The organism is Bacillus sp. BS98 (genome assembly GCF_008432245.1).
Classification (GTDB): domain Bacteria; phylum Bacillota; class Bacilli; order Bacillales; family Bacillaceae_G; genus Bacillus_A; species Bacillus_A toyonensis.
In genome coordinates, this window is the sequence record NZ_CP043830.1 from 3,892,247 (window position 1) to 3,915,588 (window position 23,342).

Below are 23,342 nucleotides of genomic sequence, written 5' to 3' on the forward strand. Positions count from 1 at the left end.
ACTGACAAAAGAAGAACTATTTCGCCATAAAGTGAAACCATTCAACAATTATTTACTTACATACGAATAGAAAAGCGGCAAAATGTTTGCCGCTATTTTGATGTTGAAAACATCCCAAAACTTCTTTTAAATAACTCCCACCAGCTTGCTGCAGCAACATCTTCTTTTGCTACGATTGTTTGTTTTAATAAAACCTCTTTATCTTTTTTAATAACAAGCGTGCCAAGTGCATCACCTTTTTTAATCGGTGCTTTCACTTTCTTTTCAGCAATTACTTCTTGCTTTACTTTGTCCATATTTTCGCCCTTCTTCATAAGAAGAGACACATTATCTGATGCAACTAAATCTACTTTTTCTTTTTTACCTTTTCCTACTTGTACAGTCTTAATTTTTTCACCGCGCGTATACATTTTCTTCGTCATATATTGACCAAATGCATAATCAAGAAGCTTCGTCACTTGATTGTTCCGTTCTTTAGATGTAGGTGCTCCCATAACAACTGAAATAACACGCATGCCATTTTTTTCAGCCGATGCTGTTAAGCAATATTTTGCTTCTGTTGTAAAGCCCGTTTTTACACCATCTACTCCAGGATAAAAACGCACTAACTTATTCGTATTGACGAGCCAAAACTTCTTATCCGTATCTTCTCGTAAATAATCTTCGTATTTACCTGTGTATTTGCGAATAAGTGGATACTTCATCAATTCTCTCGCCATTATAGCCATATCATTTGCTGTAGAATAATGATCTTTAGCCGGGAGACCTGTCGGGTTTTGAAAATGTGTATTTTTCAACCCTAAATCTTTCGCTTTTTTGTTCATCATATTTACAAATCCTTCTTCTGAACCAGCGATATGCTCTGCTACTGCAACAGATGCATCATTTCCAGATGCAATGGCAATACCTTTTAGCATTTCATTTACGGTCATCTCTTCCCCAGGTTCTAAAAAGATTTGTGATCCACCCATTGAAGCTGCATGTTCACTTGCTCTAACTTTATCGTTTAGTTTTAGTTTTCCTTTTTCAACTTGTTCCATAATTAATAGCATTGTCATAATCTTTGTCATACTAGCAGGTGGTAACTTTTCATTCGGATTTTTATCAAATAAAACTTTACCTGTATCTTGCTCAATTACGATTGCTGACGATGCTTGCTCCGCTAACTTCGGCGCGGTTTCTTCTGTTTTCTCCTGCTTCGTTTTCTCAGATTGTGCAAAACTAACTGAAGTACCAGAAAGCAATAACATGAAACAAACAAGTATTCCAAAAACTCGCTTCATGACTAACCCTCCATTCTATATCAGACCTATTTTTTCCAATTTATTATTTTTTAATACCATATTTTTCTATTTTTTTCAGTTGACAAATACATTCATACCCTATATTGTATTAAGTGTATCACACACATTAGTACACTTAATACATATGAGGAAGGAGACATTGCTCTTGCATATTCAACTTGATCCAAGAAGCAACACTCCGATATGGGAACAAATTGTTCAAAATATAAAAGAACTCGTATTAAAAAACATGTTAGCTCCAAGTGATAAACTTCCTTCTGTACGCGAGCTCGCTTCATTACTTGTTATAAATCCAAATACAGTGAGTAAAGCGTATCAAGAATTAGAGCGACAAGGGATTATTGAAACGTTACGAGGAAAAGGAACATTTGTATCCCAATCGATTACCCCAACATTAGACGAAAGGAAAATCGCTATGGTTGAAAAGCAATTTCATCAATTATTACTAGAAGCCTCTTATCTTGGGATTACGAAAGATAAAATTCATGATTGGATAAATTCATACTATAAAGAGATTGGAGGAAATATGGATGCTGAAAGTGACAAGTTTGAAGAAAACAATTGATAATCAAACGATTTTAGACGATGTTTCTTTCACATTACAAAAAGGTAGTATCGTCGGATTACTCGGAAGAAACGGTGCGGGGAAAACAACTTTATTACGAACGATGATCGGCATTTTAGACCCAGATGAAGGCACGGTTACATATGAAGATACAGATATTCATATGCATCCTGAAATGAAACAAAAGGTCGTATATGTCCCAGATTCTACTAACATACTGAACGGATATACAGTAAAAGAAATCGTGAAATTTTATAAAGCAGTTTATACAGCATTTGATGAATCATATTTCTACGAACTGCTTGAACGTTTTAACTTACCAAACAAGCGGATTCGTAGTTACTCAAAAGGAATGAAAGCGCTGCTTGCGATCATTTTAGCCGTTGCTACAAAAGCAGAGTATATCATTTTAGATGAACCGACAAATGGGCTCGATCCTATCGTTAAAAGACAGATTTTGCAGTTTCTCGTTGGAGAAGTTGCAGAAAAAGAGATTACCATTTTCATCTCAACTCATCATTTAGATGAAGTGGAACAAATTGCAGATACAATCATTATGTTAAAAGGCCATACCGTGGCATCTATTACTTCACTTGATGATGCAAAATCACGATTTGCAAAAATACAAGTAGCTTATGAACGGTCATTACCTCAAAAACTAGAAAACTTAAGCAATATTAAAATATTAAATCAAACAGGAAAAGTATTTACGATTTTAATCGAAGGAAATGTTGCTACAACGCTTGAAAAGTTTTATAAAGAGCAACCAATACTTATTGAAGAGTTAACAATGTCACTTGAAGATGTCTTCGTTACGATACTTGAGGAGGATGGGTATGTTTCATAAGGCACTATGGATGTGGAATTGGAAACGCGGGAAATATGCTGTATTACTCTTTTTCTTGAGTACACTTTATCTTTTATCTTTCGGATACTATAAAGCAGCTCAGCAACAACTTGCTAATTATTATGAACTCTCAGAAAAGGGGACTTTCTATTACTATTATGCTTTTTTGTCAAATACAGGTAATAGTTTTTGGCTAACTATTCTTATTATTTGTTTAGCTTGTCTATTAATAGGTTGGGAACGTAGCAACCAATCTAATACCCTACTTATGGAAATGCCATTTACAAGAAAAGATATTTTCTTCTCTAAATGGGCTTTCGGTTCACTATGGATTATAGGGTCTCTCCTTGTAAACTGGATCCTTATGTACATTATTTATAGAACAACCATTCATTTTGAGTATCAAACATTCAGTCCATTTCATCGATACTTTCTTTATGCAATTGTTTCTTATGTTGCAGTCTATACAGCTGCATTATGTATCGGTACTTTTACTGGGAGCATTGTTTCACAAATCGCTTTTTGTATTCCATGGCTACTAATGGGACTTACATTTACTCCATTATTGTACAATTTTACAATAAACCATTTACAGGCTACAGATACTACAAATACCAACTTGTATCACCAGCTTGATGAAATCAATCGAAAAACAAATATAGTTGCACCAATATATAATTTCGCGATCTATTACCAATATAATCCTGAATCGCGCAAAAAAGAAAATGACCCAACTACTTTAAGAGATCCAGCATCTTATACGTATTATTCGGCTAAATCAGTGTTAGTCCCTATTTTGTATACAATATTTTACTTACTACTTGGCTCATTTTTATATACACGATCGCCTAATGAAAACACTCAAAAGATATTTATTTTCCAAAAACATTTACGAATATGGATATGGGGAACAACCATTTATTTTGCATTACTAGGTGGCTATAAAATAAATCAATTTAGTTTCTTATTTAACTACTATATCGGTTTGTTTCTCGCTGGAATCATTACTTATATTGTATTATCACGCCTAACAAATTATAAAGTTTTTTAAAGGAGAGATCCTATGTTTCAAAAAGCACTATGGCTAAGAACGTATCAACAAAGTAAATATGTTTTATGGCTCTTTTGGTTCGTTAGCTTATACAATTTGTCATACAAATACTATTTGGCATCGATTGAACAACAATACCTTCTAAAAATGCAAAAAGAAGGCGAATATGTATATCATTACAATTTCGGTTTATTACTTATGGACCCTGTCATCTTTCAAGGTGGTGCACTTATCATTCTAGCCTGTACGTTAATAGGTTGGGAAAGGCAAAATAACTCCATCGATTTTCTTTGGTCTATGCCTTTTAAACGTTCACACCTTTTTATGACAAAATGGTTGTTTGGTATTTGTAACATTGTAGCAGCTGTTAGTATAAACTGGGGACTATTTGCTATTATGAAAAAGTTAACTTTTCATAATAAATATCAAGTATTTTCCCCATTTCATTCTTATTTTATATACATGTTAATTGTATTAATTGCTATTTATACACTTGCCTTATGTATAGGGACAATAACTGGGAATCTTATCTCGCAAGGACTTCTCACTGCAGCTATATTCATATTCCCATTATTACTTCCAACACTTATCTCAGGAGTCATCGCTGTCCACTCAAATATTGACTTTCATGAGAACAATGGCAATATACATCGGGTTATGGAAAACATGCGGATTTCTGGTCCGGCAGAAAATTTTACTATTCGCTTTGATTACGATCCACAAAGTTCTTATATTGATGATGATGGAGTTCGTCATAACGAACCAAACTTTACAAAAATCCCTTCAGCAAAATTATTGATTGCACCTATTATATATATCATTATTTTGTTACCACTCAGTTTATATTTATATGTTCATTCAGTCAATGAGCGAAATGGAAGTTTCTTACTATATCCGAAGTTTCAAAAAATAGTTATGAGCCTTGCTATTTTCTTTATGGGAATAGTTGGTGGTTTAGTCTTGGGGAGAGACAAATCATTACTGAATTTTTACATTGGATTTTTCGTGACGAGCATAATTACCTACTTCCTTCTACCTAAAATATTAAAATGGAAAGTCTCTTGGAATTTCAAATAAAATAACCTCCTCTTATTGAGGAGGTTATTTCACATTCTCTCTTCTTTTCCCATACTCTTTTTCTTGCTTCGTTCCAAATCCGTCACCATTTGCTACGATTTGATCTGTTGGAGCAACTATACTTTCAGCAATTCTCCATTCTCCCCCTTGTTGAATAAACACTTGCATAAAATAATTCATTCCATTTAACTGATACGGATTTTCTTTTTTCACTTCATAACGAGCTGCAACATAATACACTTGAACATTTTCAGCCTCAAACTTAGAAATATATTGTGATAATCTCGGGATGTATTGTGATGCTTTCTGAAGTGGAATTTGTTTTACTTTTACAAGAGAAGACTTTGTCACATTGCTTATCGTATCTTCATGCCGCATGTTATCACTATGATGAAATAAAATGGCATTCTGCATAGAACGAATCCATAGTTTTGAATATAAAACAGGTTGCTTATTTGAAATATGTTGTAATTCTTTTTGAACGACATGAATTGGCGTTGCGGCATCCACGAACTTATTAAAGCAGAACATACTTCCAATCATAATGAAAAGCGTAAAAATACGTTTCATAATTTTTCACTCCGATTCTTTTTAATTAAAGTATTGGAGTTTCAAAATATTTTTATTCAAAAGAAAAAGGATAGGAAAGCTTTAGCTTCCTATCCTCATTTATTATAATACGCGGCCAAATAATTCTAATACCATTTCTATTTCTTGGTCGCTCCAACCTTTAAATCTCTCTTTATAGTATTCCTTACGCACAGCTTCAAGTTTTTCAGTTACTTCTCTTCCGTGTTCTGTAATTTCTAAGTACACGATACGACGGTCTGAATTTGAACGCTTTCTTTCTACAAACCCTTTTCGTACGAGACGATCTGTAACAGCTGTAATATGACTGGAGGTTACGTTTACTTCACTCGCAATTTGCGAAGCCATCTGTGGACTGTTTAAAAATAACGCACGTAATACAGAAAATTCATTATATGGCATATGTTCTGCAAAGCGTGTATTAATATCATTTTGTAATAAACGTATCATCTTTCGAAATGATGCGGATAAATCTAAAATCAGTGTTTCTCTTTTTTCGTTCACTAGCCTCGTCCCTTTTTTATCATATTTACACATATTATAATCTATAAATACCTATGTTGTATATGCTTTCTTTCCTCAACATTCTCATTTATGTAACTTTTTTCATATAAATTTCTTTTTTGTTCACACATATACATATAAAAAGGATGGTGATGGAAAATGCAGGGTGGAATGAATCCTTATTTACACAACGTACGCACAGCTAATACTGGTAAAGAAGCGACTATTACTGTACAAGGTGAAGGTGTTGTCAAAGCGAAACCAAATGTTGTTCTATTAACACTTGGCATTCGAACTGATAGTAAAAATGTGAAACAAGCGCAAGAAGAAAATGCAGTACAATCAAAACAATTGCTGGATGCACTTAAACAGCTTGGTATTGCTGATAAAGATATAGAAACGATTTCTTATACGATCACTCCTCAATACGAGTATGTAAATGATAAAGCGTTACTACAAGGATATCGTGTGGAACATTTGTATGAAATTACCGTTTTAAATGTACAAAAAGCAGGGGAAGTATATGATATAGCCGTTTCAAATGGAGCAAATTTAGCAAAAGGTTTACGTTTTCGAATATCTCATCCAAATAAATATTATGAGCAAGCTCTTATTCAGGCTCTGCATCAAGCGGTAGAAAAAGCTCGTGCTATTGCGAGTACATACAATTTAAATATTAATCCTGTCCCCCTCTCACTCGTTGAAGAATCTGCTCAATTACCACGGGAGATTGCTTCCTATGCTACTTTGCATGCGCAAACAGCTCCACCTATTCAATCGGGAGAATTAGAAATCATTTCAACTATACGGGCTATTTTTACGTATTTATAAATAATTTCGTTTATAAGTAAACGTTATCATTTTCGTTGTTGTAAAAACATGATGTTCTGATATAATAAAGGACGGTGAGCTCTTACAAAAGAGATATCACGGGTGGGAGAGGGATATGAAAAAGAAGGTTTAACATGAAAGGAATACTTGAAAGAACATTTAAATTAGGCTTACACGAAACATCACCAAAACAAGAAGTTTTAGCTGGAGTTACGTCATTTTTCACAATCGTATATATAATGATTGTAAATGCGTCAATCTTATCAGATGCCGGCATTCCACTTGAGGCTGGAATTTTAGCAACTGTTTTCAGTTCATTTGTCGGATGTCTGCTCATGGCATTTTGGGCAAATGCACCTGCTATTCTTGTCCCAGGTATGGGTGTAAATGCATTCTTCACGTACACAGCTGTGCATACGCTCGGTTTAACTTGGCAAGAAGCATTAGCAGCTGTCTTTATCTCTGGTATTATTTTTGCAATTGCTGCGTTTACACCAATTGCTCGCGTGCTTTCAGTATCGATTCCAAAGTCATTAAAGGAAGCTATTACTGTCGGTATCGGATTGTTTTTAGCATTTATCGGATTGCAAAAAGGTGGTTTAGTCGTTTCGAATCCAAATACTGCTGTTGCAATGGGGAAATTAAGTAATCCTGTCGTTCTTGCGACATTGCTTACTCTTATCGTTGCACTTGTATTATTTATTCGTAACGTACGTGGAAACTTTTTATGGACGATTGCAATAGGAACTGGTATTGCATGGCTATTTGGTCTTGTTGATACGAGTCAAATGGGAAATAGTTCATTCTCATTCGCTAATTACGGCGATGTGTTTGGAGCTATGTCATTTGGGAAACTTTCTTCCTTACCGTTTTGGATTGCAACATTCTCCTTAAGCATGGTGCTTATTTTTGAGAACATGGGACTTCTGCACGGTTTATTAGAAGATGACCGCAAATTCCCACGTGCTTACCAAGCCAATGCGATTTCAGCAATGACATGTGGTCTATTTGGCACAAGTCCTACCGTTTCAACAGTAGAGAGTGCCGCAGGTATTACTGCAGGCGGAAAAACAGGTCTGACGTCTATCGTTACTGGGATGTTATTCTTTGCATCACTGTTCGCTCTTCCGTTTGTCAAATTAATTCCTGATAGTGCCATTGCACCAATCTTAATTATTATTGGCGGTCTGATGATTACAAGCATTCAACAAATTCCTCTGAACGACTTTTCAGAAGGATTTCCAGCGTTTTTAATTATCGTTATGATCCCGCTCACATATAGTATCGCTGATGGCATTGCGTTCGGATTTATTGCTTACCCTATCTTAAAAGTTGCACTTGGAAAGCGTAAAGAAGTCGCACCATCTATGTATATCGTTACATGCTTATTCTTAGCCATGTTTGTATTACATGCTATTGGTTAAATAAAAAAACACCGAGGTGAATACCTCGGTGTTTTTTACTTAAACCATCCTTTTTTATAAAACCAGGCCATCATTCCGCCACCAATTAACGCCATTAACAATAAACAAATAAAATAACTATACTTCCCACCAAGCTCTGGCATATGTGAAAAGTTCATTCCATATACTCCTGCAATAAATGTTAGTGGCATGAAAATAGTAGAGAAAACAGTTAGTGTTTTCATAATGTTATTCATATGATGTGAGTTTAATGAAAAGTAGCTATCCCGAATATCTGCCGTCAACTCTCGGCTCGCTTCAATCATTTCAGTTAATTTAAGCAAATGGTCATGTATATCTTTAAAGTAAATCTCATGATCACTTATGCCGTAAAAACGAGTTGAATTTAAAATACGATACAATAAATCACGCATCGGAATAATTGTCCGCCTTAGCTTAGATAAATCCGCACGTATATCAAATACCTCTTCTAGCACGCTTCCTGCTGTCTCACCCGTTAAATTATCATCAATCGCATTTAAATGGTCTTCAATGTAATAAACAGGTGCGAAATAGTCATCTACAATTTGGTCAATAATTGTATGTGCCACATGCAAAGGACCTTTCTTAATACGTTTCTTTTCACCAAGTGTTTTCCATACTCTTTCGATTGCATTGTTATGAGAAAAATGGAAAGAAACAATATAACGATCACTAATAAATAAATCGATTTCATGCGGTTCTAATCCATCCTCACCAAATCCATGTAGAACTAAAAAATTATATCCATCATAAAAATCAACTTTTGGCCTCTGTACATATTCTATACAGTCTTCAATTGCAAGGGGATGGAACTTAAAATGGTCTTGCAAAATATATGTATACTCTTCTTTCGTTGGCTTATATAAATCTAGCCAATACCATACAATATGGTCTTTCGTTGTTTCTTCTAGCGAAACGTCATATAATACTTCATCTGTTTTTGTTACTGCACATATTCTAATCATAATTTCACCCACTATTATTATAAACAAAAAATAGTAAAAAAAGCCAAGGAGAAATCTCCTCAGCCTTTTTTTATCCCGTATTAACGTGCAGTAAGACCCCTACCTCAACATTCAGCGAAAGCAAAGAAGTTAGGTCTGGGATCAACTGCTCGTAAACGCCCGATTAGTGAAGGGTAATAATCAGTGGGGATAAAGCCCCCACTGATTAAAGTTTCACTTTATTACTTCGTTACAATTCCATGTACTAAAGTTGGTGCATCTACGTGTTCTTTAGAGATTTTCATGTTCTCATAAATTTTCGCTTTTACATCTTCAACATTTTCACGGTTTGCGTAAATCGTAACAAGGGAGTCACCTTTTTTCACGCTGTCCCCTACTTTTTTACGAAGCATTAAGCCAACTGCTAAATCAATTTCAGATTCTTTCGTTGCACGTCCTGCTCCTAAAAGCATTGCTGCTGTTCCGATTTCATCTGCAACGATTTCCGATACATAACCGTCCTCTTTCGCTTCTACTTCAATTTTAAATTGTGCTTGTGGCAATTTAGAAGGATCATCAACAACAGATGCATCTCCGCCTTGTGCTGATAAAAACGTTTTGAATGATTCTAACGCTTTACCGTTGTTCATTACTTCAATTAACTTTTCACGCGCATCTTCTAAAGATGAAGCTTGCCCAGCAAGGTATACCATTTGACTTCCAAGTGTTAAACATAACTCTTCTAAATCTTTCGGTCCCTTACCTTGTAATGTATCAATTGCTTCTTGTACTTCTAATGCGTTACCAATAGCCTCACCAAGTGGTTGACTCATATCAGAAATAACAGCCATCGTATTACGGCCAACGTTATTACCGATACGTACCATTGCTTCTGCTAAACGTTTTGCATCTTCATCTGTTTTCATAAATGCACCTGCTCCAGTTTTCACATCAAGAACAATTGCATCTGCACCAGCAGCAATTTTTTTACTCATAATCGAGCTTGCAATAAGCGGAATTGAGTTTACTGTTGCCGTTACATCACGAAGTGCATACAATTTTTTATCAGCAGGTGTTAAGTTTCCACTTTGACCGATAACAGCAATTTTATTTTCATTTACAAGACGCATGAATTCATCATTTTCAATTTCCACATGGAATCCTGGAACTGCTTCTAATTTATCAATTGTGCCACCAGTATGTCCTAAACCACGCCCAGACATTTTCGCAACTGGTACACCTAAAGCAGCTACTAATGGACCTAATACAAGTGTCGTTGTATCACCAACTCCACCTGTTGAATGCTTATCTACTTTTACCCCTTCAATGGCTGATAAGTCAATTGTATCACCGCTATTTACCATTGCCATCGTTAAATCTGCACGTTCTTGATCATTCATATCTTGGAAGAAAATTGCCATTGCAAGTGAACTTACTTGATAATCAGGAATATCACCATTTGTATATCCTTCAACAATAAAGTTAATTTCTTCTGTCGTTAATGCTTGTCCATCACGTTTTTTTGCAATTAGGTCCACCATTCTCATTGTGAGGTCACCCCTTCATTTGTTTTACGATAGCTTTTACTAATGCTAAGAAGTTTGCTTTAACACGTTCTGTCGTTTCAATTACTTCATCATGGTGAAGTGGCTGATCTAAAATACCAGCTGCCATGTTTGAAATACAAGAAATACCTAGTACTTTCATACCAGCATGACGAGCTACAATTACTTCAGGTACTGTTGACATACCAACTGCATCTCCGCCAAGTGTACGAAGCATACGAATTTCAGCAGGTGTTTCATATACAGGACCTGTCATTCCAACGTATACACCTTCTTGTACTTTAATGTTTAAGTCTGCTGCAACTTGTTTCGCCATTTCGCGAAGTTCTGTCGTATATGATGTAGACATATCAGGGAAACGTACACCCATTTCAGAATCATTTGGTCCGATTAATGGATTCGTACCCATGAAGTTAATGTGATCTGAAATTAACATAAGGTCACCTGGCTCGAACGATGTATTTACACCACCAGCCGCGTTCGTTACAACAACAGTTTCTACACCTAACTCTTTCATAACACGAACTGGGAATGTTACTTTTTGCATGTCATATCCTTCGTAGAAATGGAAACGTCCTTGCATTGCTACTACTGTTACACCTTGAAGTGTACCGAATACTAATTGACCTGCATGTCCTTCTACAGTTGATACTGGGAATTCAGGAATTTCGCTGTAAGGCACCGTTACCGCATTTTCGATTTCATCTGCTAATACGCCTAGTCCAGATCCAAGGATTAGTCCTACTTGTGGTGTTTCTTGAAATTTCTCTTTTAAGTATGAAGCTGATTTTGTAATAAGTTCACGATTCATTTGTTTATCCCCCTATTTCTTTAGCTCGTTTAAGAAGCTTGTTCCGTATTCTGGCATTTTCACACCGAAGTTTTCTGCTACAGTTGCACCAATATCAGCAAATGTTTGACGAAGTGGTAATTCTTGTCCGCCTTCTTTCATGCTTGGGCTATATGCTAATAACGGTACATATTCACGTGTATGATCAGTACCAGGATGTACTGGATCATTACCATGGTCTGCTGTAATTAATAATAAATCATCTTCTTTTAGTTTTTCGAATACTTCTGGAAGACGTGCATCATATTCTTGCAGTGCTTCTCCATATCCTTGTGGATCACGGCGGTGACCAAATAATGCATCAAAGTCAACTAAGTTTAAGAAGCTAAGACCTGTAAAGTCCATGTTTAATGTATCTACAAGCTTATCCATTCCATCCATATTAGACTTCGTACGAAGTGATTCCGTTACCCCTTCACCATCATAAATATCAGAGATTTTACCGATAGCAATAACATCATAGTCGCTATCTTTTAATTCATTCATTACTGTGCGACCAAATGGTTTTAATGCATAGTCATGACGATTTGGTGTACGTGTGAATTTCCCTGGTTCTCCAACGAATGGACGAGCGATAACACGACCTACCATGTACTTCTCATCTAGTGTTAATTCACGTGCAATTTTGCAAATTTCATATAACTCATCAAGTGGTACTACTTCTTCGTGTGCTGCAATTTGTAGTACGCTATCTGCAGAAGTGTAAACAATTAAAGAGCCTGTTTCCATTTGCTCTTGACCAAGTTCATCAAGAATCTCAGTTCCAGAAGCTGGCTTATTACCGATAATTTTACGGCCTGTTTTTTCTTCTAATTCATCAAGTAATTCTTTCGGGAATCCTTCAGGGAACACTTGGAATGGTGTATCAATGTAAAGGCCCATGATTTCCCAGTGTCCTGTCATTGTATCTTTACCAGTAGATTTTTCTTGCATCTTTGTGTAATATCCAAGTGGTTTCTCTACTTTAGAAATACCTTTCATTTCACGAATGTTACCAAGACCTAATTTCACCATGTTTGGCATTTGTAATCCATTCATATGTTCAGCAATGTGACCAATTGTGTCAGAACCTAGATCACCAAATTGTTCAGCATCTGGTGCTTCACCGATTCCTACAGAGTCCATTACGACTAGGAATATACGTTTATATTTATTCATAACTGCGACCTCCTATAAGTTCAGTTCTACTTCTTGTAGTATGTTCAAAACGCTATAAAGTGAAACTGTTATTCATAAGAATTCTCTTTCCTTCTCATTGTCAAACAGTACTTCTTTAAATCATTCTCTAACCTATTTCGTTTTACTTGAAACGACTCAAAAACATTTCTAGTTTTTTCTAAGTCAGATGTCAGACATCTGATATTGATATCATAACATGTTTACGCTTTCTTTTTAATACATTTTCGTAGAATTTCTTATTTTATTCACACTTCTATTGTAATCCATTCGGCGAAGAAGTGCTAATTATTTTATGATTTATTTCTTCATATAAAAATAAAAAGCAGCTCTAAAGAGCTACTTTTTATTTTACTTCTACTGTTTCTTCTTTATGTTCATGCAGTTCGCCTTTTCTTACATGTACTTTCACTTTGTAAGCACCGTTTTCTTTGAAAGTATGTTTACTTTCATACTCTCCTTTATTCCCTTCTTTTGCTGGAATAAATTCGTGCTTTTCAACGCCATCTTTCCAAATCTCAAGCTGCACTTCAGCACCAGTTAACGCTTCTTCTTTTTGCTTTAAATGAACTTTCATCGTTGATTCAGCATTTGCTTTTATGTCACCAGCCATAAGATGAATCATTGTGTCACTTTTATGATCACCATGTGCCTCTTCTTTTTTCGCATCTTCTACTTTTGCGTTTCCTACAGCGACTTTTACTTCTGGCATTACATGCATTTCACGTGCATTTGTATGAGCGATAATATGATATACGCCATCCGTTTCGAATGTTTTCTCTACTGCATAAACACCTTTTCCTTTATGCTTACCATTTAACATCTCGTGTTTTTCGTCACCAGTTTTCCAAATTTCAAACTTTACGTCATCAGCATCTGTTACTTTTTCTTTTCCTTGTGTAACAAGTGCTTGTACTTCTGTTTTTTCACCTGGTTTAATTTCTTTCGGATTTGTTTGGACTGCTACTTTTACAGCTTCAAGTTTCTGTTCTTTTTTCGGTTCTTCTTTGTTTGTATTACAGCCAGCCAACGCTAGCATCGCGATAAATAAAGTTATAATCAGTTTTTTCATCATCATTTCCTCCTTTATACTTTATCCCGCATTAACGGGCAGTAAGACTCCCACCTCAAAATTCCGCTGAAGCAAAGAAGTTAAGTGGTAGATCAACTGCCCGTAAAAGCCCGATTGGTTCAACTAATAATCAGTGGGAATGAACAAAAACCCCACTGATTAAAGTTTCACTTTATTTAGTATAGAGGAAATACATTGTAATATTCCAGTCTTCTGCTGAAAACAATATACGAAATGTTTGTGAAGTTTCTGTGAAACGGCTTACTCTTCTTAATCTATGAAAAAAGAGCATAGTAACTATGCTCTCGGATGAAACTGTTTATATACATCTTTTAATCTAGCTTTTGAAACGTGCGTATAAATTTGCGTCGTTGAAATATCTGCATGTCCAAGCATTTCTTGTACCGCACGTAAATCTGCCCCATTTTCTAATAAATGCGTAGCAAAAGAATGACGTAACGTATGAGGTGTAAGTTCTTTTTCAATATTCGCTTCTTTCGCTAATCGTTTTAATATTTTCCAAAAACCTTGCCTTGATAATCGATTACCGTGATGGTTTAAAAATAGTGCATCTACTACTTTTTTACCCATCAATTCTCTTCTTCCTTTTTCAATGTACTTTTGAATCGCTTCTGTCGCTAAACTTCCTAATGGAATAATTCTTTCTTTATTCCCTTTCCCAATGCAGCGAACAAATCCCATCGTTAAATGTACATCTTCTAAATTTAAAGCAATTAATTCTGAAACACGAAGTCCTGTTGCATACAATAACTCTAGCATTGCCTTATCACGAATCCCAAAAGCACTTGTCATTTTTGGTGTCTGCAGTAACGCCTCTACTTCATCGATTGATAATACTTTTGGTAACTTTCGTTCTCCTTGCGGCGTTTCGATATGTACTGATGGGTCGTGCTCTACCGCTCTTTCACGAAGTAAAAATTGGTGAAATGAACGAATTGATGCAATATGACGTGCTAATGTTTTCGAAGATTTTCCGTTTTCTTTTAAATACTGCAAAAAGTTAACAATATGCAAACGTGTCACTTCATGAAAGGTTTTCATCTGTTCTACATTTTGCAAATACTTTACATAGCTTTTTAAATCACGTTCATAAGATACTACTGTATTTTTCGCTAATCCCTTTTCGACAATCATATAATGAATAAAATCTTTTAATTGATCTTCCAATCTACACTACTCCCCATTTTCATAGAAAAACATCATTCTATTTACGAAAGCATCCTTTGCCGGTTCTTCATTCCCTGATACTTTTTCTACAGTCTCTTCTTTTGGCTTTTCATAACGATGATAGCTTTCGTATTCTTCATTTATCCATAGTATAGCGAAATAAAACAAAATCGTACAACTTGTAAATAATAAAAATACTTTTATTCCATCAAAAGTTAATTTTAAAGCTCGGCGCATTGTAAATTCCTCCAAAATATAAGTTATTACAACATATGCCAAGCTTTCACCAATTTATACCTTATTCAAATAAAAAACCTCTTCCTAGATAAATAGGAAAAGGTTATTTTTCATCCGTTTCATTTTCTTGACAGTTTTTACAAATCCCATGGAATGTTAAACGATGATCTTTCACCTTAAAGCTCCAATCTCGTTCTACTTTCCTTTCCACTTCACCAAGTAAATCTTCTTGTATTTCTTGTACAGCACCACATTGTGTACAAATCAAATGATGGTGGAAACGCTGCGCACCTTCTTGGCGTAAGTCATAGCGTGAAACACCGTCTCCGAAGTTAATCTTATCGACAACTTTTAACTCAGATAATAACTCTAAAGTTCGATAGACGGTTGCTAATCCGATCTCTGGCGACTTTTCTTTTACAAGGAGGTAAACATCTTCTGCGCTTAAATGATCTTCTTCATTTTCTAGCAGCACACGAACTGTTGCTTCACGTTGCGGTGTTAATTTATAGCTCGCTGCATGTAATTGCTTCTTAATTCGTTCAATTCTTTCTTCCATTCGGTACTACTCCCTCCTCGCCACTCTTACACCATTATATCAGAAGAAGGGCTTCTGTCAAAAGAAAAACAATAAAAACAAATTGATAATTATTCTCAAAAAATATTTATTTTTTATTAATAGCCTCAACAACTTCTTTCATTAAAACTGGTGATGCATATGCTTCAACGCTAGAAGCAAGAGCTAACACCACTCCGATCACTAGAAAGAAGCATGTATAACGAATTAATAATGGTAATAGTGGCTCGGTTATTTTCCTAATAAACTGATGCCTAATCATACGTAAGGAAAAGCTTGCAGCAATTGTTGTCATAACGAGAAAGACTGGAATGATAATTAAATTTTGCGGCAATACAGATACAAATGCTAATAATAATCCATTCCATCCGTGCTGACTTACTAAAAAACCTACTGTAAATCCAACAACTACTCCTTTTACAAATAATAAAATAAAAATGAGGGGCAACCCAATAATTGAAATCCCTAAAATCCAAATAAAGCCGATATATTTTAATTGCGAAAAGTAACTTTCTCGAAACATTTCGCCTGCAATAGCAAATTCTCCTTTAGAAACTTGTCCAAAAAAACGTTGTAAATAAAATGATAAATCTTGCTTTTGATTCATTTGTAAACTATTCACAAGAATAGCTCCAAATATTACTCCCATCAATAATAAAACAGCATTAAATATATATAATGAAGAGTTTTCCTGTATGTGAGACATTACGCGGTTTTGCCAAGTTTTTCGCCACATTTTTCTTCCCTCCGTTCACACTCTTACTAAAAATGTATGAAAGAAAGAAAAAAAGTATGACGAATTAACATTGAAATTCCGCTCTACTTTGCTAAACTAAAAAGTAGAGAATAGGAGGGATTTCTCTTGAAACCATTATTATTAGATTTTCCAACATTATTTCAAACTGAACGCTTACAAGTTCGCAAGCCGTTTCCAGGTGATGGTGCAGAAGTATATGAAGCAATCCAAGCTTCTCTAGAAGACTTAGTACCATGGATGCCAATTGACGCTGAAGCAGAAGAGAGTGCTGAAGAAATCGTTCGTAACGCTCACGGGCAGTTTTTACTTCGTGAAACACTTGATTTTCACTTATACGATAAAGTATCCGGTACATTCATTGGAGCTATTACGCTCAAGCCTGAAAACTGGGATATTCCAAAGTTTTCACTTCATTTTTGGCTCCATAGTGCTTATACAAAACAAGGCTATATGACTGAAGCTGTTAAAGGTGCCATTCAATTTGCCTTTGATAAGCTAGGTGCTAGAAGGATTGAAATTCGTACTGATGCAACAAATGCCAATGCATGTAACTTAGCAGAACGTTTAGAATTTATTCTAGAAGGTACAATGGAAAATGATTTCCTTGCGCCAGATGGTAGCTTACGTGATGCACGTGTATATGCAAAAATCAATTAAAAAACACTCGCCTTTGGCGAGTGTTTTATTTTTGTAATTGTAAATATTGCACAGCGAACATCGTCTTCGCATCATGGATACGAAGGTCTTTCATAAGATCAATCGCTTCTTCTAATGATACTTCCATTAATTCCACAAACTCATCTTCATCTAAAGCTGCTTTATTTTCTTTTTTTGTCAAACCTGTCGCTTTATATACATATAAAATTTCATCTGCAAATCCTGGAGATGTATAGAAAGAAGTAATGAGCTCCATATTTTCACATACATATCCTGTTTCTTCTTCTAATTCACGAACTGCTGTCACCTCTGGCTTTTCCCCAGGTTCTAATTTCCCAGCAGGAATTTCAATAATCGCCTTCTCAAGCGCTTTACGGTACTGCTCAACAAGCACAATTTTCCCCTCATCAGTAATAGCAATAATAGCAACTGCACCAGGGTGATTTACGATTTCACGTTTACTCATTTCTCCATTTGGTAATACTACATCATCAACACGAACTTTTATAACTCTACCATCAAAAATCGGCTCAGTTTTTACCGTTCTCTCTGCAAGATTACTCATACTATTTCATCTCCCTGTTCTATTTCCTATTCTTTCTTCATACATTTTACCACATTGAAAGGAGCGTGATAGAAATGAAAGTTTATATTTTACCAAATCGCATCACGTTAGTCGGCAAAGCATGGCAAATTCGCCATAAACTAAAACAATATGGCAAAGAGTATACAACCGTACAAGAATGGATTACAGCGAATAAAAAGTAAACGTTTGTCAACCTCTTTTCCCTTTCGTACAATAAAGGAAAGGAGGTTGACTTATGAAAAAACGTCAATTAGGAAACTCAGATTTATTTGTGACAGAAATGGGACTTGGCTGTATGTCTCTCGGCACATCTGAAACAGAAGCTATGCGCATTATCGATGAAGCAATCGATTTAGGAATCAATTTTTTTGACACAGCGGATTTATATGATTATGGATTAAACGAAGAATTTGTTGGAAAAGCATTGAAGGGAAAACGAGACCAAATTGTTCTTACAACAAAGGTTGGAAATCGATGGACAGAAGAAAAAAACGGCTGGGCTTGGGACCCTTCTAAAGCCTACATAAAAGCCGAAGTAAAAGAAAGTTTACGTAGACTTCAAACTGATTATATTGACCTTTATCAACTTCATGGCGGAACGCTGGAAGATCCGATAGATGAAACTATTGAAGCTTTTGAAGAATTGAAAAAAGAAGGTATTATTCGCCATTACGGTATTTCTTCTATACGTCCAAATGTCATCCGTGAGTATGCAAAACGCTCAAATATCGTTAGTGTACTAATGGAATATAGCCTTTTAAATCGTCGTCCAGAAGAATGGTTCCCACTTCTTAATGAACACCAAATTAGTGTCATTGCCCGCGGACCACTTGCGAAAGGGATTTTAACTGACAACAATGCAAGAAAGATAGAAAGAGTAAAAGAAAAGGACTATCTCTCTTATTCTTACGATGAATTAAACACTACACTCGGGAGTGTAAAAGAAGTTATCGGAGAAAAATCTTTAACAGGAACAGCTATTCACTATTGCTTACATAACGAAACTGTTGCAGCTGTTATACCTGGTGCAAGCTCTATTCAACAATTACAGATAAATGTACACGCTTGCCAACAGTTACCTGTAACAAAAGAAGAATATATACAACTTCAAAAAATCGTTAAGCATGATTCATATGCCTTGCACCGTTAAAATATCGATTTACTGATAAAAACAGATGACTGCCCCCAACATTAAACATTAGGAGGCAGTCTTTTTTATAACGTATCATATTTGTCCGGATTCGTTCCTACATGTAAATTGCGATTTAACGTATTAATTTGATTCATCTCTTCTTCAGTTAATGAGAAATCAAAGATAGTAAAATTCTCCTGAATACGAGATGGTGTCACAGATTTAGGAATCGTTACTATCCCACTTTGAATATCCCATCGTAATATAACTTGTGCGGGTGTTTTTTCATATTTGTTAGCAATCCCCTGAATAATTGGGTGCTCGAATACTTCGCCGCCCCTCATTAACGGACTCCACGCTTCCATTTGAATTTGCTCACCTTCACAGAAATTACGCAATTCAAATTGTGTTAACATCGGGTGAAGTTCCACTTGGTTTACCATAGGCTTCACTTTACAATTTGGTAATAACAGTTCTAAATGATGTTTATGAAAATTAGAAACACCAATCGCGCGTACTTTACCTTCTTCATACAATTTTTCTAAAGCTCGGTACGTTTCAATATACTTCCCTCTAATTGGCCAGTGGATTAAATATAAATCTACATAGTCCATCTGTAATTTCTTTAAGCTGTTTTCAAATGCTTCGAGTGTCTCCTCGTATCCTTGATCGTCGTTCCAAACTTTTGTTGTAATAAATATGTCTTCTCTCGAAATTCCTGATTCACGAACTGCCTCACCGACACCGCTTTCATTTTCATATACAGCTGCTGTATCAATCGAACGGTATCCAACTTCTAACGCTGTTTTTACTGCTTGCTTTACTTCGTCGCCTTCTTTCGCTTTATAGACGCCTAGACCAATCATCGGCATTTTCACGCCATTATGAAGTGTAGTTGTTGGAATATGCACAGTCGTTCTCCCTTTCATTGTTACATTTTATAAACCACTACTTTATTTCAACAAGATTCATCCAAAAAGTCAAAATATACGTATAGTTGACATAATAATTTTATACACTAAAAATACGAACTCAATTATTTACGTTTCCTTTTCTCCATTCTTTTGCTTTTTCATCAATATTACGTACAAACTCGTTTTTCCCTTCCGTATATAACGTGCCATCATATGTATATTTTTCGGCTAGTTCTCTCTTTAAAACTGCATACGCCTTTGCTTCTTCACAATGCGCCATCATATAATCACGAAACGCTAAATGCCTTACTATCTCAGGATTTCCTTTTTCAAACACGTGTAAGTGATACGAGCGTTTTTCCTCCGTTCCATGAATAAAATAACGGCGTCTTGAAATACCATTTTCTCCTTTTACGATGTAACCAAGCTCTTTAAATCTTTCATTCCAACGATCTACACGATCGATACTTTCTACCTCCATAATCATATCGATAATAGGTTTAGCTGCTAGTCCTGGCACTGATGTACTGCCAATATGATGAATCTCCACTGTTTCTGGCAGCACAGACTTCAATCTTTCAGCTTCCATTTGAAATTTTTCAATCCAATGATTTTCATATGGTACGACTACAATTTTTCTCATTTTAACTCCCCTTTTCTTACAAGCTCGTCAAAAAAATGACCAGCGATATACACTGATCATTTTCGTTATTATTTAAAGTCTTTCCAAGTAAGATTACTTTCACTTAACAGTTCTTCAAATGATTTATTCTTTTCACGTTCTTTTTGCTCTTGACGCTTTCTTTCTAGTTCTGCTGCCTCTTTTTTCTCTTCTCTCACTTGCAACTCTTTCTTCTTATTCTTTAATTGCTGCATAAGTGAATCATTTAATTGATCACCTAATGTAAGTGATTCTTTCTTCGGTTGGTTCATTTGAGATTGTCTTTGCACTTGCCTTTGTTTCTTTTTCTTCATACCGCTCACCTTTTACTTTTTTCTCCATTATAGAGGATACATGCTGAAATCGACAATAAAAAAGGTTCATTACTCTATTATTCATTATTTGTAAATTTGTTAATTTTTTTAAAAAACTAAATTTTTATATAGATATAATCCTATGAATCTATTAAAATTATGTCGTATGATGTCAGATTATAAAAAAAGGAGAAATGAATTATGTGGAAAAAAATTATTCCCGCTGTCGCAGTTTTAAGCACCATTACTTTTTCAAGTGTATTCGCCGCTCCCCCATCTCAGACTCCAGCCGAACAAAACCGTTACATAGACGTACAAATGCTTGGCATTAATGATTTCCATGGACAACTAGATACTGTTAAAAAAATTAATAATAAAGAAGCCGGTGGCGCTGATTACTTAGCCACTTATTTAAAAGAACGTAAAAAACAAAACCCTAATACACTTCTCGTACATGCTGGCGATATTGTCGGAGCTAGTCCACCAGTTTCAGCATTGTTACAAGACGAACCAACGATTGAATTTTTAAATGACTTAAAATTTGATGTAGGTACAATCGGAAACCATGAATTTGATGAAGGCATCGATGAAATGAAACGACTCATTTACGGTGGTTACCACGAAAAAACAGGGAATTTCAAAGGAGCAAACTTCCCTTATGTCGCTGCAAACTTCTATAACAAATCAACTGGTCGCTTATTCTTACCACCATTTACTGTAAAAATGGTAGATGGTGTTCCTGTAGGATTCATCGGTGTCGTTACAACTGATACACCAAATGTCGTTATGCCTACTATGCTTAAAAATGTACAGATCACTGACGAAGTGGAAGCGATTAATAAATCAACGCAACAATTAAAGCGTCTCGGTGTTAAATCCATCGTCGTCCTTGCACATGTTGGCGGAACGACAGATGAGTCTGGTATAACAAATGGCGACCTTAACCGAATTGCAAATGAAGCTGATCCAGAAGTTGATGTTATTTTCGGTGGGCATAGTCATACGTATGTAAATGGTACTGTTAATAATAAACTTATCGTACAAGCGAACTCTTACGGGATGGCTTTCTCAGACGTAGATGTAACAATTGACCGTAAAACAAAAGATATCGTAAAGAAAAAAGCTGAAGTTGTTACAACATACCATGAAGGTGTCGAACCTGATAAACAAGTAAAACAAAAGTTAGATCAATATAAAGAAAAAATCGCACCTCTTGTAAATGAAGTAGTCGGAAAATCTACAGCACCTATTGACCGTAAACAAAACGATGCTGGTGAATCTACACTTGGAAATTTAGTTGCCGATGCACAGCGCCAAACGATGCAAACTCAAATCGCACTTATGAATCCTGGTGGGATTCGTAATGACTTAGACGCTGGTGATATTACATGGGGCGAATTGTACGGCATTCAACCTTTTGGAAATCAGTTGATTAAAGCAGATTTAACAGGTCAAGATATTCGTGATATTTTAAATCAACAATGGCAAAAAGGAACAACGAGAATGCTGCAAATTTCAGGTATTCAATATACTTGGGATGCAAGCAAACCAAACGGTGAAAAGGTTACGAATATACGCTTAACAAATGGAGAAGAATTATCTCCATCTAAAACGTATAGCGTAGTTGCAAATGCTTTCTTAGCTTCTGGTGGTGATGGATTCGTATCATTTAAAAATGGTAAAAATGCAGAGACTGGTCCAAATGACTTTGAAGCACTAGTTGATTATGTAAAACAAGTAAAAGAGCCAATTCAACCAACTATTGATGGTAGAATTCAAAAAATAAATTAAGTACGCTCGAAATACGCACTCTGTACTTTTCATTGCAAAGGATATGCACTTATCCTTTATTCTAGCCGTAATATACATGAAACAAAGAAAAGGATACTCGTTCTTATAATGAACACAGTATCCTTTTCTTCAATTATCAAAATGTGATGTGTTGTTAAAGTCATATTGCTGTAAAAATTGTTGTAATGCCTCTTCTACAAGTTTAGATTTTTGAATCCCTTTTGATTCTGATATGATGTCTAATCTTGCTAATATTTCTTTATTAATAGAGAAGGTACGTTTCTTTTTTTCTGTACTTTTACTCATAATTGGTGCACTTACTTCTTCTCTCTTTCTTAATAATTCATAAATGCTTTGTAATTGCTCATAAATTAATACTTGATAATCTGTTTTCGCATATTGAAGGGCGGTCGCTTCTTGGAGTTGTAAGTGACGTGGTTCTTCTCCATCTCCTACAAAAATACGTTTCTTCCGTTCTCCATCATACTCGTATCCAATCCACCTTAATTTCTTCGATAATGTATACGGACTTATTTCAAGGCGCTTTGCTATAATAGCGATGGATTCACGCCTATTTAAACAATCTATAATTTCTCCAATCGTCACAATTTCCCCTCCTCCCATGTTGAAATGACACTAGCATGGTATGTTACAATGATTTTCTAACAGTATATGCAAAATAAATAGCCTGTGCGATTCATACGATTTC

27 protein-coding genes are annotated in these 23,342 nt (G+C 35.4%); 10 read left to right on the forward strand and 17 right to left on the reverse strand.

The genetic code is table 11. The features are described 5' to 3' along the window. Positions 1-92 precede the first annotated feature (92 nt). Complete coding sequence (gene dacF / locus F0362_RS20060; protein WP_000831987.1) at positions 93-1,283, reverse strand: serine-type D-Ala-D-Ala carboxypeptidase DacF; 1,191 nt, start codon at positions 1,281-1,283, stop codon at positions 93-95. 166 nt (positions 1,284-1,449) lie between these two features. On the opposite strand from dacF, the gene F0362_RS20070 reads away from it, so the two are divergent. The 4 genes from F0362_RS20070 to F0362_RS20085 are packed head-to-tail and all read left to right on the forward strand — an operon-like array spanning position 1,450 to position 4,844. Then, positions 1,450-1,869, forward strand: coding sequence for a GntR family transcriptional regulator (locus F0362_RS20070; protein ID WP_000548029.1), 420 nt, complete (start codon positions 1,450-1,452; stop codon positions 1,867-1,869). Beyond that, positions 1,835-2,716, forward strand: a complete 882-nt coding sequence (locus F0362_RS20075) for an ABC transporter ATP-binding protein (protein WP_000922131.1) — start codon at positions 1,835-1,837, stop codon at positions 2,714-2,716. Before F0362_RS20070 ends, F0362_RS20075 begins: the two co-directional genes overlap by 35 nt. After that, positions 2,706-3,767, forward strand: coding sequence for an ABC-2 transporter permease (locus F0362_RS20080; protein WP_000468555.1), 1,062 nt, complete (start codon positions 2,706-2,708; stop codon positions 3,765-3,767). The genes F0362_RS20075 and F0362_RS20080 overlap by 11 nt, the downstream gene beginning before the upstream one ends. A 12-nt stretch (positions 3,768-3,779) precedes the next feature. Beyond that, positions 3,780-4,844, forward strand: coding sequence for an ABC transporter permease subunit (locus tag F0362_RS20085; RefSeq protein WP_149889935.1), 1,065 nt, complete (start codon positions 3,780-3,782; stop codon positions 4,842-4,844). A gap of 24 nt (positions 4,845-4,868) precedes the next feature. Here the strand turns inward: F0362_RS20085 and F0362_RS20090 are convergent, their stop codons facing one another. Both F0362_RS20090 and F0362_RS20100 read right to left on the reverse strand, forming a co-directional pair. After that, positions 4,869-5,414, reverse strand: a complete 546-nt coding sequence (locus F0362_RS20090; RefSeq protein WP_000821090.1) for a hypothetical protein — start codon at positions 5,412-5,414, stop codon at positions 4,869-4,871. Between the two features lie 102 nt (positions 5,415-5,516). Then, on the reverse strand, positions 5,517-5,936 hold the full coding sequence (locus tag F0362_RS20100; protein WP_001003306.1) for a MarR family winged helix-turn-helix transcriptional regulator: 420 nt from the start codon (positions 5,934-5,936) through the stop codon (positions 5,517-5,519). A gap of 159 nt (positions 5,937-6,095) precedes the next feature. Between F0362_RS20100 and F0362_RS20105 the strand changes: the two genes are divergently transcribed. Together F0362_RS20105 and F0362_RS20110 are read left to right on the forward strand one after the other, a co-directional pair. Further along, positions 6,096-6,767, forward strand: coding sequence for an SIMPL domain-containing protein (locus F0362_RS20105; RefSeq protein ID WP_001161463.1), 672 nt, complete (start codon positions 6,096-6,098; stop codon positions 6,765-6,767). Between the two features lie 134 nt (positions 6,768-6,901). Beyond that, on the forward strand, positions 6,902-8,191 hold the full coding sequence (locus F0362_RS20110; protein WP_000676245.1) for an NCS2 family permease: 1,290 nt from the start codon (positions 6,902-6,904) through the stop codon (positions 8,189-8,191). Positions 8,192-8,226: 35 nt separating this feature from the next. Here the strand turns inward: F0362_RS20110 and corA are convergent, their stop codons facing one another. The 9 genes from corA to spoIIM all read right to left on the reverse strand — a co-directional run bounded on the left by corA (position 8,227) and on the right by spoIIM (position 16,557). Further along, positions 8,227-9,189 (reverse strand): magnesium/cobalt transporter CorA, encoded by a 963-nt coding sequence (corA, locus tag F0362_RS20115; protein WP_002039517.1) that lies wholly within the window; start codon positions 9,187-9,189, stop codon positions 8,227-8,229. Positions 9,190-9,398: 209 nt separating this feature from the next. Further along, entirely contained in the window at positions 9,399-10,703 is a 1,305-nt protein-coding gene (locus tag F0362_RS20120; RefSeq protein WP_001243091.1) for a pyrimidine-nucleoside phosphorylase, read from the reverse strand. Positions 10,704-10,710: 7 nt separating this feature from the next. After that, positions 10,711-11,532, reverse strand: a complete 822-nt coding sequence (locus F0362_RS20125; protein WP_001078444.1) for a purine-nucleoside phosphorylase — start codon at positions 11,530-11,532, stop codon at positions 10,711-10,713. A gap of 12 nt (positions 11,533-11,544) precedes the next feature. After that, a complete protein-coding gene (gene deoB, locus F0362_RS20130; RefSeq protein ID WP_001046072.1) occupies positions 11,545-12,729 on the reverse strand; it encodes a phosphopentomutase in 1,185 nt (394 codons plus the stop codon). 364 nt (positions 12,730-13,093) lie between these two features. Next, positions 13,094-13,822, reverse strand: coding sequence for a FixH family protein (locus tag F0362_RS20135; protein ID WP_016109062.1), 729 nt, complete (start codon positions 13,820-13,822; stop codon positions 13,094-13,096). A gap of 294 nt (positions 13,823-14,116) precedes the next feature. Continuing rightward, the gene (gene xerD / locus F0362_RS20140; protein WP_000390076.1) at positions 14,117-15,007 is read right to left on the reverse strand and encodes a site-specific tyrosine recombinase XerD; all 891 of its coding nucleotides are present in this window, start codon (positions 15,005-15,007) and stop codon (positions 14,117-14,119) included. A gap of 6 nt (positions 15,008-15,013) precedes the next feature. After that, the gene (locus F0362_RS20145) at positions 15,014-15,244 is read right to left on the reverse strand and encodes a YqzK family protein (RefSeq protein WP_001250432.1); all 231 of its coding nucleotides are present in this window, start codon (positions 15,242-15,244) and stop codon (positions 15,014-15,016) included. Between the two features lie 103 nt (positions 15,245-15,347). After that, on the reverse strand, positions 15,348-15,803 hold the full coding sequence (locus F0362_RS20150; protein WP_000392657.1) for a ferric iron uptake transcriptional regulator: 456 nt from the start codon (positions 15,801-15,803) through the stop codon (positions 15,348-15,350). Between the two features lie 106 nt (positions 15,804-15,909). Beyond that, positions 15,910-16,557, reverse strand: coding sequence for a stage II sporulation protein M (gene spoIIM / locus F0362_RS20155; protein ID WP_000269108.1), 648 nt, complete (start codon positions 16,555-16,557; stop codon positions 15,910-15,912). A 126-nt stretch (positions 16,558-16,683) separates the two neighbouring features. On the opposite strand from spoIIM, the gene F0362_RS20160 reads away from it, so the two are divergent. Next, positions 16,684-17,235, forward strand: a complete 552-nt coding sequence (locus F0362_RS20160) for a GNAT family N-acetyltransferase (protein WP_149889936.1) — start codon at positions 16,684-16,686, stop codon at positions 17,233-17,235. A gap of 25 nt (positions 17,236-17,260) precedes the next feature. Here the strand turns inward: F0362_RS20160 and F0362_RS20165 are convergent, their stop codons facing one another. Beyond that, the gene (locus tag F0362_RS20165; protein ID WP_000067046.1) at positions 17,261-17,800 is read right to left on the reverse strand and encodes an NUDIX domain-containing protein; all 540 of its coding nucleotides are present in this window, start codon (positions 17,798-17,800) and stop codon (positions 17,261-17,263) included. 74 nt (positions 17,801-17,874) lie between these two features. Between F0362_RS20165 and mciZ the strand changes: the two genes are divergently transcribed. After that, the gene (mciZ, locus tag F0362_RS20170) at positions 17,875-18,003 is read left to right on the forward strand and encodes a Z-ring formation inhibitor MciZ (protein WP_000870289.1); all 129 of its coding nucleotides are present in this window, start codon (positions 17,875-17,877) and stop codon (positions 18,001-18,003) included. 53 nt (positions 18,004-18,056) lie between these two features. After that, positions 18,057-18,971 carry an aldo/keto reductase gene (locus F0362_RS20175; RefSeq protein ID WP_000747220.1) on the forward strand — a complete coding sequence of 305 codons (915 nt, stop codon included), beginning with the start codon at positions 18,057-18,059 and terminating at the stop codon, positions 18,969-18,971. 65 nt (positions 18,972-19,036) lie between these two features. On the opposite strand, the gene F0362_RS20180 is transcribed toward F0362_RS20175, so the two are convergent. The 3 genes from F0362_RS20180 to F0362_RS20190 all read right to left on the reverse strand — a co-directional run bounded on the left by F0362_RS20180 (position 19,037) and on the right by F0362_RS20190 (position 20,842). After that, positions 19,037-19,864, reverse strand: a complete 828-nt coding sequence (locus F0362_RS20180) for an aldo/keto reductase (RefSeq protein ID WP_000547987.1) — start codon at positions 19,862-19,864, stop codon at positions 19,037-19,039. A gap of 121 nt (positions 19,865-19,985) precedes the next feature. Further along, entirely contained in the window at positions 19,986-20,510 is a 525-nt protein-coding gene (locus tag F0362_RS20185) for a GrpB family protein (RefSeq protein ID WP_001227193.1), read from the reverse strand. Positions 20,511-20,578: 68 nt separating this feature from the next. After that, complete coding sequence (locus tag F0362_RS20190) at positions 20,579-20,842, reverse strand: YqkE family protein (protein WP_000727568.1); 264 nt, start codon at positions 20,840-20,842, stop codon at positions 20,579-20,581. Positions 20,843-21,043: 201 nt separating this feature from the next. Between F0362_RS20190 and F0362_RS20195 the strand changes: the two genes are divergently transcribed. Next, entirely contained in the window at positions 21,044-22,633 is a 1,590-nt protein-coding gene (locus F0362_RS20195; RefSeq protein WP_000265571.1) for a bifunctional metallophosphatase/5'-nucleotidase, read from the forward strand. 129 nt (positions 22,634-22,762) lie between these two features. On the opposite strand, the gene F0362_RS20200 is transcribed toward F0362_RS20195, so the two are convergent. Further along, a complete protein-coding gene (locus F0362_RS20200; RefSeq protein ID WP_000151924.1) occupies positions 22,763-23,239 on the reverse strand; it encodes a ribbon-helix-helix domain-containing protein in 477 nt (158 codons plus the stop codon). Between the last annotated feature and the right edge of the window lie 103 nt (positions 23,240-23,342).

Excerpts from the sequence above, each read along its gene's own strand:
- F0362_RS20185 (WP_001227193.1), bottom strand. The coding sequence starts at position 20,510 with ATGAGAAAAATTGTAGTCGTACCATATGAAAATCATTGGATTGAAAAA.
- F0362_RS20190 (WP_000727568.1), bottom strand. The coding sequence starts at position 20,842 with ATGAAGAAAAAGAAACAAAGGCAAGTGCAAAGACAATCTCAAATGAAC.
- F0362_RS20110 (WP_000676245.1), top strand. The coding sequence starts at position 6,902 with ATGAAAGGAATACTTGAAAGAACATTTAAATTAGGCTTACACGAAACA.
- F0362_RS20195 (WP_000265571.1), top strand. The coding sequence starts at position 21,044 with ATGTGGAAAAAAATTATTCCCGCTGTCGCAGTTTTAAGCACCATTACT.
- F0362_RS20075 (WP_000922131.1), top strand. The coding sequence starts at position 1,835 with ATGCTGAAAGTGACAAGTTTGAAGAAAACAATTGATAATCAAACGATT.
- F0362_RS20085 (WP_149889935.1), top strand. The coding sequence starts at position 3,780 with ATGTTTCAAAAAGCACTATGGCTAAGAACGTATCAACAAAGTAAATAT.
- dacF (WP_000831987.1), bottom strand. The coding sequence starts at position 1,283 with ATGAAGCGAGTTTTTGGAATACTTGTTTGTTTCATGTTATTGCTTTCT.
- F0362_RS20165 (WP_000067046.1), bottom strand. The coding sequence starts at position 17,800 with ATGAGTAATCTTGCAGAGAGAACGGTAAAAACTGAGCCGATTTTTGAT.
- F0362_RS20080 (WP_000468555.1), top strand. The coding sequence starts at position 2,706 with ATGTTTCATAAGGCACTATGGATGTGGAATTGGAAACGCGGGAAATAT.
- spoIIM (WP_000269108.1), bottom strand. The coding sequence starts at position 16,557 with ATGTGGCGAAAAACTTGGCAAAACCGCGTAATGTCTCACATACAGGAA.
- F0362_RS20125 (WP_001078444.1), bottom strand. The coding sequence starts at position 11,532 with ATGAATCGTGAACTTATTACAAAATCAGCTTCATACTTAAAAGAGAAA.
- mciZ (WP_000870289.1), top strand. The coding sequence starts at position 17,875 with ATGAAAGTTTATATTTTACCAAATCGCATCACGTTAGTCGGCAAAGCA.
- F0362_RS20120 (WP_001243091.1), bottom strand. The coding sequence starts at position 10,703 with ATGAGAATGGTGGACCTAATTGCAAAAAAACGTGATGGACAAGCATTA.
- F0362_RS20175 (WP_000747220.1), top strand. The coding sequence starts at position 18,057 with ATGAAAAAACGTCAATTAGGAAACTCAGATTTATTTGTGACAGAAATG.
- deoB (WP_001046072.1), bottom strand. The coding sequence starts at position 12,729 with ATGAATAAATATAAACGTATATTCCTAGTCGTAATGGACTCTGTAGGA.
- F0362_RS20090 (WP_000821090.1), bottom strand. The coding sequence starts at position 5,414 with ATGAAACGTATTTTTACGCTTTTCATTATGATTGGAAGTATGTTCTGC.
- F0362_RS20150 (WP_000392657.1), bottom strand. The coding sequence starts at position 15,803 with ATGGAAGAAAGAATTGAACGAATTAAGAAGCAATTACATGCAGCGAGC.
- F0362_RS20145 (WP_001250432.1), bottom strand. The coding sequence starts at position 15,244 with ATGCGCCGAGCTTTAAAATTAACTTTTGATGGAATAAAAGTATTTTTA.
- F0362_RS20135 (WP_016109062.1), bottom strand. The coding sequence starts at position 13,822 with ATGATGAAAAAACTGATTATAACTTTATTTATCGCGATGCTAGCGTTG.
- F0362_RS20105 (WP_001161463.1), top strand. The coding sequence starts at position 6,096 with ATGCAGGGTGGAATGAATCCTTATTTACACAACGTACGCACAGCTAAT.